This is a genomic window from Sporosarcina sp. NCCP-2331 (genome assembly GCF_023707945.1).
In the GTDB taxonomy this organism is placed as follows: Bacteria; Bacillota; Bacilli; order Bacillales_A; family Planococcaceae; genus Sporosarcina; species Sporosarcina cascadiensis.
In genome coordinates, this window is the sequence record NZ_BRCD01000029.1 from 1 (window position 1) to 13,060 (window position 13,060).

Here is a 13,060-nt window from a genome sequence, read left to right on the forward strand (position 1 = left end):
CAAAAGGTATCAAAATCCTTTATTTATAAGGATTTTCGGGTTATTCAGTAACCCCTAGTTATGAAAACATATTATGATTATAACATAGGTATAGTTCCATGGAACCCCTACTAATGATACTCTCTACAACTGTCACCAATTTGATTTATTTACATAAAAAAAAGCAAAGAGGTTTAAAAACCCTTTGCTTTTTACTCTATTTTACATGAGACCTTTTGCATTGCCTTTTTCATCTATATCCATATTTAATGCTGCAGGTTGTTTCGGCAAGCCCGGCATAGTCATGATGTCACCTGTTAAACAGACAAGGAATCCCGCGCCTAACTTAGGCAGGATTTTTCGGACAGTAATCATGAAATCAGTGGGTTTTCCAAGCTTTTTTGGGTCATCCGAAAATGAATATTGTGTTTTCGCCATACATACAGGCAATAAGTCCCAACCGTTCTTTTCAATCTCAGCAAGATCTTTCATTGCCTGATCTGTAAAGATAACGCCGAGCCCGCCATAAACTTTCTGTACGATCGCTGTAATCTTCTCTTCCACTGATTGCTCTACATCATAAATCGGGGCAAAATTACAGGGCTCTTCAATCGCTTTTAATACTTCCTTCGCCAATTGCTCGCCGCCTGCCCCGCCATTTCCCCATACATCTGTCAAAGCTGTTTTCACTTGATTGGACTCACACCATTGCTGAACTATTTGCAGTTCGCTCTCTGAGTCTGTAATGAAGTGATTTAACGCCACAACCGGCTGCACGCCAAACGCACGCACTGTTTCCACATGCTTTTCCAAGTTCACCAGACCATGTTCCACTGCCGCCGTATTTTCCTGTTTCAGCTCAGTTTTAGCAACACCGCCATGCATCTTCAGCGCACGGATCGTAGTGACCAATACAACTGCAGCCGGCTGGAACTTCCCTATCCGCGCTTTGATATCCATGAACTTCTCGGCGCCTAAATCTGAACCAAAGCCAGCTTCAGTGACAACAAAATCCGCTAAACTTCTAGCTGTGTTTGTTGCAATCAGCGAGTTGCAACCATGGGCAATATTTGCGAACGGGCCGCCATGAATCAATGCAGGCGTGCCTTCCATAGTCTGTACGAGGTTTGGCTTGAAGGCATCCTTCAGCAATAAAGCAAGAGCACCTTCTACTTTTAGATCCCTTACCGTAATAGCCTCTTTATCATATGTGTAGCCAATCACAATGTCAGCCAAGCGTTCTTTCAGGTTCTGTAAATCTGATGCCAAGCAGAATATAGCCATAATTTCTGAAGCAACTGTAATATCAAAACCTTCTTCTCTCGGGACACCTTGAGAAGGTCCGCCCAGCCCAATAGTTACATGGCGCAAAGCACGGTCATTCATATCCATGACACGTTTCCAAGTAATACGGCGAGGATCAATATTTAACAAATTACCTTGATGTAAGTGATTGTCAATCATCGCACTCAGCGCATTATTTGCTGTTGTAATGGCATGAAGATCTCCCGTGAAATGCAAATTAATATCTTCCATCGGCAGGACTTGAGAGAATCCGCCGCCTGTTGCACCGCCTTTTACTCCCATAACAGGTCCTAATGAAGGCTCACGCAATGTAATCATCGTCTTGTTGCCGAGACGGGACAGCGCATCGCCCAATCCGACAGTGACCGTAGATTTGCCTTCTCCGGCAGGCGTCGGGCTTGTTGCTGTAACCAGAATCACTTTTGCCTGATTCGTACTTTTGGGAATCAAGTCTACATTCAGTTTTGCTTTATACTTCCCGTATAACTCCAGGGCCTCTGAAGGTATACCGGATCTTTCAGCAATTTCCTCAATTGGTAGCATCTTTGCTCCAGAAGCAATTTCTAAGTCTGACATAATCTTTACTTGCTCAGTCACTTCTTCCACTGCCTTTCCGTTCAAATCTGAACTTCATTGTTCTGTCTGTAAAACGATTTTTCCAAATTGAACACTATCGCCCAACTTTGAAAACGCCTCTTCTGTTTTCGAAAGAGGCAGGACAGAATCAATGACCGGATGGATTTTATACTCCTCAATAAATGAAAGCATTTCACGCAATTCTTCCCTGCTCCCCATAGTCGTCCCAAGCAGAGTATACTGTCCATAAAAGAACTCACGCAAATTCAGATCCACCGTATCCTCTGTTGTTGCGCCGAAGACTACGATGTGTCCTCCCGGCTTCAGCACATCAAGTGACCGGTTAAAAGTAGCTCTTCCCACACTCTCAATGACAAGATCTATACTTTCATTTTTCAATTCTTCCTGCCAGTCGCCATTTGTATCGATTGCCAGATCTGCTCCAATAGTAACGGCATGATCTCTCTTTTCTTCACTTCTTGATGAGACGATGACGCGGGCACCGATTTGTTTAGCGAATTGAATGATAAACGTAGCCACTCCGCTGCCTGCTCCCGGAATAAATACAGTCTGCCCTTCTTTGATCTGTCCTTTCGTGACAAGTGCCCGATATCCCGTCAGTCCCGCCAACGCAATGACAGCTGACTCATCCCATGTTAGATAGGCTGGTTTCTTCTCCAGCTGTTCAGCAGAAATGCATATTTTCTCTGCAAATGTACCATGATCCGGCATGCCCAAAATATCAAAATCTACTGAAGGAGCATGACTCTTTTCAAACCAGCGAAGCGACGGATTGATGATCACTTCATCACCGACATTCCAATTCTTAACTCCTTCACCTACAGATTCTATTATGCCGGCTCCGTCAGAACCCAGCACGAGCGGGTCCTTCACGTCTCCTCTGCGTCTCGGAATATTGGTATCACGTCTATTTAAGCCTGCTGCTTTTAAAGCTACAATGACTTCACCTTCAGCTGCTTTAGGTTCTGCGATATCTGTAAACCTCAATTCACCATTCTCATGAACGAATGCCTTCAATCAACTCATCCTCCCTGCGATTATATACGCTACTATCATATCGTATATTGAACTTTTTTCATACTCTGTATTATCTGTATACTTGAAAAAACACAATGAGCGAAATGCCCATTGTGTCATATATTTCGTCTTTTATATTTAGCCAGCTCTACTAATTCCAGCACGTCTTTTTTAGGCAGTCTGATGACAAGTTCCAACAATTCTTTTTCAGCGAGTCGCCGGCCTTTCCCGCTGCGGTAACGTTCTTTATTATGTGAATCAATGTCTGCATACATTTGGTCGCTTTCAGTAGGCCACTTGCCGGCTTCTTCCACATTCATTGTCTCACGAAGTCGATCATACAGGGATTCCACTGTATTTCCAGTTGTTTTGATATAAGGAGTAAAGGTCACTTCACCCATAATTAATTCATCTGTTGAAACCGAAAAGCGTTCGGATATTTTTGCAATCCAGGCTGCAGACGGCGCATTTTTACCCCGCTCCCAATCTTTAATCCGACTTGCAGATGTTCCAATCGCCGCACCAAAAGCCATCATTGACAGTCCTCTTCGTTCTCTTAATGCTTTCAATCGCAACCCAAAATCGTCCTTGCTCCATTCGTTCAATGAAATCCCTCCCATATGACCATTCTTCCTAAATAGTATTATGTAGAAAGCCCTTTTGCCAATTAACTTTAAAATTAAATTATTCAACGTTGAAAATAATTTTATCATCAAACCTACAATATATCAATCAGGGTACTGTCCGTCAGTATCCATTTTTCTGCCGGTCATAATTTTCTTCATTTTTATCTATATAAGCCTGGATAATTTGTTCTTCAGTAAAGCCCAGCTGTTTTGCCAGCGCTCCGTACATTACCCAAATCGTTTGATAGTTTTCAAACGACAGATCACCTAAAAAAGTATAGATGGAACGGCCTGTTTTCAGAAATAACTTCGTTAGATTCTGTTCATCTACTGCAACGGCCGGCCATTCTTCCAAACCATCAAAACCCTTTTCAATTCCCAATGATAGCAGAAAATGAATGGAATCCACATATTCTTCTAAAATAACAAGTTCTTCTGAAGGACCTTTTGTGCTCCAAAATTTAAAACATCTTGTTTCATTGGCCAATTCCGCTAATTCGACCGCCAGCGCCAACCCTCTTTCATCAAAAGTTTCGGCTGGCTGATGATTTTTCTGTATGTATGTATCTAATGCCCGCTGCATTTCGAATAACTGATTTAATTTCATTTCAAAAATCCCTCCGATTGTTTGCTATTAAATGAAACCTTTTGCATTGCTCGCCCGTAAAGTAGTGTAATATATCTTTGCAGGAGTTGATTTCATGGTTTTATTGATTCGCGTATTCATCATCGCACTGGTGATTTACCTGTTTTATGCTGGTATCCGCTATTTGACAGATGCCAAGCGGAAATTGGATGAAGCATATGAAAAAGAGCAATATTATTTTTTTGACGATGTGAAAAATATCCGCAAAAACTTCTTCATCACCTATAAAGGTGCCATGTTTGAAGGTGAAAAATATTTAGGCACAACAACGGATTCTTTTGATGTAGTCTCCATTTTCATCTGGGTGAAAAATGAAGCAAAACTTCAAGGAATGACCAAGGAAGATTTTCATTTCTTGGAATCTGAAGTGAAAACTAATTATCCCCATGCGGAGATCAATTGGAAGAATCCTATTGAGCAGCTTATGAAATCAGAATAGTGCAGAGAGGAAATAGCTTATCCAGGCTGTTTCCTTTTTTAATAAGTTATGGTACTCGGCAGGCGAACACCTAAAGCAACAAGTATCAGCACAATGTCAGCCATAGCGAGCAGTAAGAAACCGATTCGGAATCCCGTCTTTCTTGTTTTGTGGCGGAAAACTTGCATACCTAAATACGAACCGACTCCCCCGCCGAGTATCGCAAGAAGCCAAAGATTGCGTTCGGGAACACGCTGCCTTCTTTTCTTCGCCTGATTCTTATCGTAGCCCATCGATGCAAATGCCCAAATAGATAGGATCGCCATATAAATCATCAGTGTCTGTGCCAAATGATTCACTCCTCCCATACGAAAAAACCGCTGTCGTTTCATATAAGAATGAAAACAACAGCGGTAATTTTAGTTCATCTTATTTTGCAACCGACTTTTTTGCAGTTTCTGCAAGTTGTGCAAATGCTTGTGCATCTGTAACTGCAAGATCTGCAAGCATTTTACGGTTCACATCGATGCCAGCTACTTTCAAGCCGTGCATTAATGTGCTGTATGAAAGACCGTTCATACGTGCTGCCGCGTTGATGCGTGTAATCCATAGTTTACGGAAATCACGTTTCTTTTGACGACGGTCACGGTATGCATAGTTATAAGATTTCATTACCTGTTGGTTAGCAACCTTATAAAGTCTATGTTTTGAACCAAAGTAGCCTTTTGCTAGTTTTAATACTTTTTTATGACGCTTGCGCGTGACTGTTCCACCTTTTACGCGTGGCATAGTGCATTACCTCCTGCTTATCCTGTAAGTGTGTGTTGATAGAATTCGTTGCCGAGTTTTCTACCGATATTACTTCATGTTTGTTAGCATTTCACGAATACGCTTGTAATCGCCTGAAGAAACTAGTGAAGACTTACGTAGGTGACGTTTAGCCTTCGTAGATTTGTTAGCAAAAAGGTGACTTGTGTAAGCACGGCCACGCTTTAATTTACCAGATCCAGTTCTTTTGAAACGTTTCGCGGAACCGCGGTGAGTTTTCATTTTTGGCATGTTCTGTTCCTCCTAAATTGTTCGTGTTACTGTTTTTCGGCAAGCGGTGCAAGTATTAAGAACATGCTCCGGCCTTCCATTTTCGGCTTAACTTCAACAGTTGCGACTTCTTTGCAGGCTTCTGCAAAGCGATCGAGCACTCGTTGTCCGATTTCTTTGTGCGTAATTGCACGTCCACGGAAACGAATAGAAGCTTTTACCTTATCCCCGTGTTCCAGGAATTTAACTCCATTGCGAAGTTTCGTCTGGAAATCGTGTTCATCAATTGTCGGGCTAAGCCGAACTTCTTTCATATTGATGATCTTCTGATTTTTACGAACTTCACGCTCTTTCTTTTGCTGTTCGAACTTGAACTTTCCATAGTCCATAACACGAGCTACTGGGGGCTTCGCTTGTGGAGCGACAAGAACAAGGTCCAGGTTCACTCGAGCAGCAATTTCTAAAGCTTCATTACGTGTTTTGATACCGAGTTGTTCACCATTGTGATCAATTAAGCGCAGCTCACGTGCTCGGATACCGTCATTTACGTACATGTCTTTGCTAATAGTAATCCACCTCCGAATATTGTCTCGTGAATACACGTTTTGGGTATGTCGAAAGACTCGACTTTAGGTTCCCATAGGTCCATCCATTTTACGAAATAAAAAAAGTAGACAAATGATATTTGTCTACCCGCGTAAGTAATCTATGCAGTTACGCATAGTAATTCACTTATGTGCCAACCTGCCAACAACTTCATTGCGTCGATCAGGTGAGAAGCGGGTAGCCTCTTCTTATACCACAAACTGTATTCAGTTAACCTTATTTACTTTATCATGTATTGAACTGAGTGTCAACAACTTGAAATCTCTAAGTTGTTATAAGCACTTTTTATGTTTGAAATAATTCAACTTTATAAGTATACCGCATTATTTAAACTTTAGCAACTGTTTTATATAATTCTAAAAAATTTACCGCTTCAAGTTAAAACGCGCAGCTATTAATAGCTGCGCGTTTTACTTCAAAAGAGTTCGATTCTCTTACTTCTTCACATCTTCTTGAATCAATTCTAAAAACGCATCAAATGACATGACTTCCGATTTTTGTTCTCCGTACTTGCGGACGTTCACTTCGCCTGCCTCGACTTCTTTGTCTCCAAGAACAAGCATATAAGGTACTTTTTGAACTTGTGCTTCACGGATTTTGTAGCCAAGCTTTTCATCACGGCTGTCTACGTCAACTCGGAAACCTGCAAGCGTTAAATTCTCTTTCACTTGCTCGGCGTAATCAAAATGCACATCAGGTGATACCGGAATCACTTCTACCTGAACAGGTGCAAGCCAAGTCGGGAATGCTCCTTTGTATTCTTCAATTAAGAAGGCAACAAAACGTTCCATAGTAGAAACTACGCCGCGGTGAATAACGACCGGACGGTGCTGTTTTCCGTCTTCCCCAATATAAGTCAGATCAAAGCGTTCAGGAAGCAGGAAGTCCAGCTGTGCAGTAGAAAGAGTCTCTTCCATACCGATTGCTGTCTTAACCTGTACATCAAGCTTCGGTCCGTAGAACGCCGCCTCGCCTTCTACTTCTGTATATGGAAGTTCTAGCTCATCCATTGCTTCTTTCAGCATAAACTGTGCACGTTCCCACATTTCATCATCATCAAAATATTTCTTTGTATCTTCAGGGTCCCTGTATGACAGGCGGAATGAATAATCCTTAATGTTGAAGTCTTTATAAACTTCAATAATTAATAAAATTACACGCTTCAACTCTTCTTTAATCTGGTCTGGACGGACGAAAATATGAGCATCGTTCAACGTCATACCACGTACCCGCTGAAGACCGGAGAGAGCTCCTGACATTTCGTAACGGTGCATTGTTCCGAGTTCTGCTATGCGGAGCGGCAAGTTACGATAAGAGTGGATGCCATTTTTATAAATCATCATGTGATGCGGGCAGTTCATCGGACGTAAAACCAAATCTTCGTTATCCATGCTCATTGCCGGGAACATACCGTCCTGATAGTGATCCCAGTGACCTGATGTCTTATACAATTCTACGCTTCCGAGAACTGGAGTGTACACGTGCTGATAGCCCAGCTTTTCTTCTTTATCTACAATGTAGCGCTCAACAACACGGCGGATCGTTGCGCCTTTTGGCAGCCAGAGCGGCAAGCCCTGTCCGACCTTCTGGGAGTTAGTGAATAGATTAAGCTCCTTGCCGATTTTCCGGTGATCCCGTTCTTTCGCTTCTTCTAATAAGTGCAAATGCTCTTTCAGTTCATCTTTCTTGAAGAACGCTGTACCATAAATACGCTGAAGCATTTTATTGTCTGAGTTCCCTCTCCAATAAGCACCGGCGATACTGAGCAATTTGAATTCTTTCAGCTTGCCTGTTGACGGTACGTGAATGCCGCGGCACAGGTCAAAAAATTCACCCTGTTCATAGATTGAAACTTGTTCACCTTCAGGAATAGCTTCAAGCAGTTCAAGCTTGTATTCGTCATCAATTTCTTTAAAACGTTTTTTTGCTTCTTCACGGGAAACGTCATGACGGATAATCGGTAAGTTTTCACCGATAATTCGCTTCATTTCTTTTTCCAGCTCAGGTAAATCTTCCGCAGTGATTGGCGTCGGTGAATCGATGTCATAATAGAATCCGTTTTGGATAACCGGTCCGATTCCCAGTTTTGCATCCGGGAATTTACGTTTAACAGCCTGTGCTAACAGGTGAGCCGTACTGTGTCGCAGAATTTCCAAAGCCTCATCAGAAGTCGGTGTGACAATACTAATCTCCCCGTCTTCATGAATCGGTGTCTTCAAGTCGATCAGCTGATCTCCAATTTTTCCTGCTAGCGCGCTTTTACGCAGCCCCGGGCTGATAGATCCAGCTATGTCTTCAGTTGTTGTACCGTTTGGAAACTCTTTTACTGCTCCATCTGGAAATGTTAAATGAATGTTTTCTGCCATCTGTATAACTCCCTCTCCTTTTTAAAATTAAAAATTTGAACGCAAAAAAGCCTCATCCCTAAAGGGACGAGGCTTGAGCTCGTGGTTCCACCCTTCTTCCTTCTGTCCGCTAATACTCGGAGAGACGAAGCTTTCGATCGGCTAACGGGCCGTTACCGTCATCAGCTACTTGAATTCACTGACGCTGCTCGGAGGCGGTAAATGTACTTTTCTGCCTGCAAGGGTTTCAGCCGTGCCCCTGCTCTCTGGAAGGTGAAAAATTCAGTATTGTCCTCTTCGATGCATTTCGATAATTTTATATTGAACTGAGTCATATTATAGAAAACTCTGCGTGAAAATGCAAGCATATTTTCTTATTTCTTTCATTTCGCAAATTAGCTGGAATTATCCCAGACAGCCGATCAATCACGCCAGCTTTGCCCGCCCAGCTTGAAAGGCAGGCTGACCATACGTATCCTCTCCATTATTCTCGCGGCTTTAATTGGTTCTTTTTCTCCGCGCTGAGAAGTGGTCAGATGATGTTCCAGTTGGTTGTAATCGAAATTGGATGTGAAGAAAACAGGCAGTTTTTCAGCCATACGGTATTGCAGAATCGTACCCAGCACTTCGTCCCGAGTCCATGTAGACATCGTTTCAGCCCCGATATCATCAAGCATAAGAACAGGCGCTTTTTTAACGAAATTCACTTTTTCATCAAGTGTCTGATTTTGAATAGACTGCTTCATTTCGCGCAGAAATTCCGGTACATAGACAACAACCGTCTGTACTTGGCGTGTAGCCAGTTCATTGGCCAAGGCGCCCAAAATAAAAGACTTTCCGATTCCGAAATCACCATATAAATAAAATCCCCGATCCGGTACTTCCCCTGTCGAATCTATCGTATTCAGGAAATCTTTCGCAGCCCTCATCACCCGTACACGACTGTCTTCAGAAATAAAGTCGACATTTGACAGCCGGGCTTCCATAACCTCTTTCGGCATATACATGCTGTTGACCATTTTCGAGACATTTCGACGTTCATCGTCAAGCTGCTTGGTCGGACAGACAATGTAATCTAAATCAATCAAGCGCTGCGAAATGACTAACTTCGGTTGGAAACCTTTCATAACATTAATACAGCCGCCAAGATTTGGGCAGCGGTCGCATTTATGCGAGGCTGTCGTGAATTCATACAGTTTCCCTAAACTGCGGTTCACCACTTCTGTGTTAATCTCATCAGCATGTTCGCTTATGAACTGCTGCACTGCAGGATCTTCAAGTACTTCTGTACGCAGTTCATCATATCGCGACGCCAATGAAGGTGCATTCACCACTCGCTTCATGGCATCCCCAATTCGTTCCATTTTACTTCACCTCGTTTTCTTCTATGCCCAGTTCTTTCATTAATTTGCGGCGTTCTTCTTCTACATCAAAATCAGCTGGCACTTCCGGATTTTTCTTGTTTTCACTGCGTTTAGAAAACCACTCGGGCACTTGTTCTTCTCTAGTCGTTTTTTGCTTTCTATTCGAAGTCTTTTTACCTTCCGTTTTCCATGCCAGATACTGATCATGCTCTTCTCTTGATAACCTCATCGCCGTTTTCGCATCCAGCACACCTTTTGAAGCCCAGTGAGAAGCGATGCGTTCAGCATACCCTTTGGTGATTTTTCCGTCATTACGAATCTTTAAATACTGAAATAGGACATTCACTACTCCCACTGGCAGTTCATGGGTTATAATCAGTGTCTCCGCCAATTTAAGATCCACTTCAAAAGGCTCTTTTCCGTTATTCATATCACGCAGCATCTCTTTCGGAGAGATGTTCTCTAAATAATGAAGGTACTCTTCTTCCTTGCTCATAGCTGACTTTGAAGACTCTTTCGATTTGGTTGTGATGAAAGATGTCTGTAATTTTGGCGGCTTTTTTGAACGGTTCATTTTATAAAATTCAGAAGCTGCTCTTTTCAGTCGTTCTTCTGACACTGTATGATTGTCATCCATTGACATCATGACAACACTTTGCATGTCAAGCGGATTAAGCGAATATAAAAAGGCCAATTTTGCAATCATTTCCTGGGAAATGCTCCGAAGTGAAGTTCTCGGCATCATCTGTTCTGAAAGTCCCGCGTAAAATAACTCAAAGTTGAAATCATATTGCTGAAAAGGGATGCCATCCGCTGTTGTTTTGCCTTTAAATTGACTCCCCGCGGTGATTTCTACAGCCTGCTGATCTCCTCTGGCAGGCTGGAATACATCTAGAAATGTACGGGAAATATCAGTATATTCCTGTTCTTCAATCGTTTCGGCCAGAAATCTGCTGCGCAGCTGACGATAAGGCTTCTCTCCAATTTTACTGAATAAAAAAGTAGATAACAATGGATCATTGAAATAGGAAGGTGCATCTAAAGGCGGCAGCAATTCATAAAGAAAAGAACGCGCTTCATTTTCATCGCGTTTCTTATATGTACGAAGCAGCCCGATCGCTTCCAATGAAATTCTTGCTTGAAAAATCCTCTGCAGCGGAAACGAAAGAACATTCATCAAATAATAATGGGAATGTTCTTGCGGCTCCTGATTTTCTGCATCTGTCCAAAGCGTCAGAAATAAGCTGACGGCTTCTGAACCGATCAGCGGCTGATAAAATAATGTAATCATCTGCCGGTCGTACGCTGAAAAGGGATGCGTCAGCTTCACCCGGAAGGAATCGACAGGCTGCAGTTCTGTGTAAAGCATGTTGACAATCGCCTCCTTCAACGGTCAGAGAAGGGAAATCATCCCTACTCTCGTCGGTCTTTCCTGCTTTGCAAGCGCTGTAATTCATCAATAAAAATCGTGATATCTTTGTAATGCCGGTAGACAGAAGCAAATCTCACATAAGCAACTTCATCCACATCTACAAGACGTTCCATTACCATTTCCCCTACTTGATCAGATTCGATTTCGACAACACCCGAGCTTCTTAGCTCTTTTTCTATCGAAACTACAATTTCTTTCAGTTTTTCGACAGGCACTGCACGTTTTTCGCATGCCCGGATTAAACCACGAAGTAATTTGTCACTGCTGAATTCTTCTCGTGTTGAATCTTTTTTCACTACAATCAACGGGGAATGTTCTACTTTTTCAAATGTCGTGAAACGATAACTGCATTTTTCGCACTCACGTCTTCTGCGAATCGATCGGTTTTCTTCCGCCGGACGTGAATCGATCACACGTGTTCCATTGTAATGGCAAGCTGGACATAACATAGTCGGTTCCTCCGCAATCTTATTAGGTAAGTTCATTATAACAGAAACTCTCCGCACAACAACATGAGGACAATGAAAAGCACTTCACCGTTCAAGGTGAAGTGCGTAGTTGCGCTATTAGGAAATTACTTTATTATTTAATGCAGCTGCTACTTTTCTAGTCAGTTGAACAACCCGTGCCGAGTAGCCCCATTCGTTATCATACCAGGCAAGGACTTTGATTTTCCGGTCGCCCATCACCATTGTTGAAAGACCGTCAACTGTCGCAGATTCCGTCGTCGTATTAAAGTCGATTGATACAAGTGGTTCTGTTGTGAAGCGAACGATTCCTTTTAAGGATCCGTTGGAAGCTTTTAAAAATGCATTGTTCACTTCTTCGACTGAAACGTCACGTTCTACATCCACTACTAAATCTACAAGAGAAACGTTGGGAGTGGGGATACGCAGCGCTAGGCCGTGAATCTTGCCTTCCAATTCTGGAAGCACCAGGGACAATGCTTTCGCCGCACCAGTGGAAGTAGGAATAATAGATTCACCACATGAACGAGCACGACGCAAGTCTTTATGTGGGTTATCCAAGTTTTTCTGATCATTCGTATAAGCATGTACAGTTGTCATCAAGCCATTGACAATACCGAACTCATCGTTCAATACTTTTGCCACAGGCGCCAGACAGTTTGTTGTACAGCTGGCATTCGAAATCACACTGTGCTTTTCCACATCTAGTTTGTCATCATTAACGCCAAGTACAATCGTAATATCTTCATTTTTACCAGGTGCTGTCAAGATCACTTTTTTAGCGCCCGATTCTAGGTGAAGTGCAGCCTTTTCGCGTGAATTGAAAACACCTGTTGATTCGATCACAATATCAACACCGAGCTCTTTCCACGGCAATTTTGAAGGATCACGCTGCGTGATCAGCTGTACACGTTTACCGTCTACAATAATTGCATTTTCTTCGGCTTGAATATCGCCGTCAAACACTCCGTGAGTAGAATCGTATTTTAATAGGTGAGCAATCGTTTCAGCTGGATATGTCGCGTTTACAGCAACTAAATTAACATCGTCTTCCTTGATAATCTGACGGAATACCATCCGTCCAATACGGCCGAGTCCGTTAATTGCAATTGTAGTAGTCATGAAAGGGATCCTCCTGCATGTATGTTATACTTATTATCTTTTATCGTTAATTAGTATAACATATATTACGACTAAGCCAACACCATTAGGAGTTTATT

14 protein-coding genes are annotated in these 13,060 nt (G+C 42.4%); 1 reads left to right on the top strand and 13 read right to left on the bottom strand.

Annotated elements, in window-relative coordinates; genetic code table 11:
• Positions 1 to 201: 201 nt before the first annotated feature.
• The 4 genes from NCCP2331_RS14900 to NCCP2331_RS14915 form a co-directional block, all read right to left on the bottom strand.
• A complete protein-coding gene (locus tag NCCP2331_RS14900) occupies positions 202 to 1,860 on the bottom strand; it encodes a formate--tetrahydrofolate ligase (protein ID WP_251671696.1) in 1,659 nt (552 codons plus the stop codon).
• A 54-nt stretch (positions 1,861 to 1,914) separates the two neighbouring features.
• Positions 1,915 to 2,898, bottom strand: a complete 984-nt coding sequence (locus NCCP2331_RS14905) for a zinc-binding dehydrogenase (RefSeq protein ID WP_153721456.1) — start codon at positions 2,896 to 2,898, stop codon at positions 1,915 to 1,917.
• Positions 2,899 to 3,014: 116 nt separating this feature from the next.
• The gene (locus NCCP2331_RS14910; protein ID WP_194841084.1) at positions 3,015 to 3,503 is read right to left on the bottom strand and encodes a helix-turn-helix domain-containing protein; all 489 of its coding nucleotides are present in this window, start codon (positions 3,501 to 3,503) and stop codon (positions 3,015 to 3,017) included.
• A 142-nt stretch (positions 3,504 to 3,645) separates the two neighbouring features.
• Positions 3,646 to 4,131, bottom strand: coding sequence for a dUTP diphosphatase (locus NCCP2331_RS14915; RefSeq protein ID WP_251671679.1), 486 nt, complete (start codon positions 4,129 to 4,131; stop codon positions 3,646 to 3,648).
• Between the two features lie 94 nt (positions 4,132 to 4,225).
• On the opposite strand from NCCP2331_RS14915, the gene NCCP2331_RS14920 reads away from it, so the two are divergent.
• A complete protein-coding gene (locus NCCP2331_RS14920; RefSeq protein WP_153721459.1) occupies positions 4,226 to 4,609 on the top strand; it encodes a sigma-w pathway protein ysdB in 384 nt (127 codons plus the stop codon).
• A 38-nt stretch (positions 4,610 to 4,647) separates the two neighbouring features.
• Here NCCP2331_RS14920 and NCCP2331_RS14925 read toward each other — a convergent pair whose 3' ends face one another.
• The 9 genes from NCCP2331_RS14925 to NCCP2331_RS14965 all read right to left on the bottom strand — a co-directional run bounded on the left by NCCP2331_RS14925 (position 4,648) and on the right by NCCP2331_RS14965 (position 12,962).
• Positions 4,648 to 4,938, bottom strand: a complete 291-nt coding sequence (locus tag NCCP2331_RS14925; RefSeq protein WP_228551027.1) for a DUF1294 domain-containing protein — start codon at positions 4,936 to 4,938, stop codon at positions 4,648 to 4,650.
• A gap of 79 nt (positions 4,939 to 5,017) precedes the next feature.
• On the bottom strand, positions 5,018 to 5,377 hold the full coding sequence (rplT, locus tag NCCP2331_RS14930; protein WP_081242223.1) for a 50S ribosomal protein L20: 360 nt from the start codon (positions 5,375 to 5,377) through the stop codon (positions 5,018 to 5,020).
• A 69-nt stretch (positions 5,378 to 5,446) separates the two neighbouring features.
• Positions 5,447 to 5,647, bottom strand: coding sequence for a 50S ribosomal protein L35 (gene rpmI, locus NCCP2331_RS14935; protein WP_085131191.1), 201 nt, complete (start codon positions 5,645 to 5,647; stop codon positions 5,447 to 5,449).
• Positions 5,648 to 5,673: 26 nt separating this feature from the next.
• Positions 5,674 to 6,180, bottom strand: coding sequence for a translation initiation factor IF-3 (infC, locus tag NCCP2331_RS14940; RefSeq protein ID WP_153721461.1), 507 nt, complete (start codon positions 6,178 to 6,180; stop codon positions 5,674 to 5,676).
• 486 nt (positions 6,181 to 6,666) lie between these two features.
• The gene (gene thrS / locus NCCP2331_RS14945) at positions 6,667 to 8,598 is read right to left on the bottom strand and encodes a threonine--tRNA ligase (protein ID WP_251671680.1); all 1,932 of its coding nucleotides are present in this window, start codon (positions 8,596 to 8,598) and stop codon (positions 6,667 to 6,669) included.
• A 401-nt stretch (positions 8,599 to 8,999) separates the two neighbouring features.
• A complete protein-coding gene (gene dnaI / locus NCCP2331_RS14950) occupies positions 9,000 to 9,941 on the bottom strand; it encodes a primosomal protein DnaI (protein WP_251671681.1) in 942 nt (313 codons plus the stop codon).
• A 1-nt stretch (position 9,942) separates the two neighbouring features.
• Positions 9,943 to 11,310, bottom strand: a complete 1,368-nt coding sequence (locus NCCP2331_RS14955) for a replication initiation and membrane attachment family protein (RefSeq protein WP_153721464.1) — start codon at positions 11,308 to 11,310, stop codon at positions 9,943 to 9,945.
• A gap of 44 nt (positions 11,311 to 11,354) precedes the next feature.
• On the bottom strand, positions 11,355 to 11,822 hold the full coding sequence (nrdR, locus tag NCCP2331_RS14960; RefSeq protein ID WP_153721465.1) for a transcriptional regulator NrdR: 468 nt from the start codon (positions 11,820 to 11,822) through the stop codon (positions 11,355 to 11,357).
• A 117-nt stretch (positions 11,823 to 11,939) separates the two neighbouring features.
• Positions 11,940 to 12,962, bottom strand: coding sequence for a glyceraldehyde-3-phosphate dehydrogenase (locus NCCP2331_RS14965; protein ID WP_153721466.1), 1,023 nt, complete (start codon positions 12,960 to 12,962; stop codon positions 11,940 to 11,942).
• Positions 12,963 to 13,060 lie beyond the last annotated feature (98 nt).

What these genes read in the sequence shown, in the direction of transcription:
- NCCP2331_RS14900 (WP_251671696.1), bottom strand. Translation starts at nt 1,860, where the DNA reads ATGTCAGACTTAGAAATTGCTTCTGGAGCAAAGATGCTACCAATTGAG.
- NCCP2331_RS14915 (WP_251671679.1), bottom strand. Translation starts at nt 4,131, where the DNA reads ATGAAATTAAATCAGTTATTCGAAATGCAGCGGGCATTAGATACATAC.
- NCCP2331_RS14920 (WP_153721459.1), top strand. Translation starts at nt 4,226, where the DNA reads ATGGTTTTATTGATTCGCGTATTCATCATCGCACTGGTGATTTACCTG.
- rplT (WP_081242223.1), bottom strand. Translation starts at nt 5,377, where the DNA reads ATGCCACGCGTAAAAGGTGGAACAGTCACGCGCAAGCGTCATAAAAAA.
- rpmI (WP_085131191.1), bottom strand. Translation starts at nt 5,647, where the DNA reads ATGCCAAAAATGAAAACTCACCGCGGTTCCGCGAAACGTTTCAAAAGA.
- infC (WP_153721461.1), bottom strand. Translation starts at nt 6,180, where the DNA reads ATGTACGTAAATGACGGTATCCGAGCACGTGAGCTGCGCTTAATTGAT.
- thrS (WP_251671680.1), bottom strand. Translation starts at nt 8,598, where the DNA reads ATGGCAGAAAACATTCATTTAACATTTCCAGATGGAGCAGTAAAAGAG.
- dnaI (WP_251671681.1), bottom strand. Translation starts at nt 9,941, where the DNA reads ATGGAACGAATTGGGGATGCCATGAAGCGAGTGGTGAATGCACCTTCA.
- NCCP2331_RS14955 (WP_153721464.1), bottom strand. Translation starts at nt 11,310, where the DNA reads ATGCTTTACACAGAACTGCAGCCTGTCGATTCCTTCCGGGTGAAGCTG.
- nrdR (WP_153721465.1), bottom strand. Translation starts at nt 11,822, where the DNA reads ATGTTATGTCCAGCTTGCCATTACAATGGAACACGTGTGATCGATTCA.
- NCCP2331_RS14965 (WP_153721466.1), bottom strand. Translation starts at nt 12,962, where the DNA reads ATGACTACTACAATTGCAATTAACGGACTCGGCCGTATTGGACGGATG.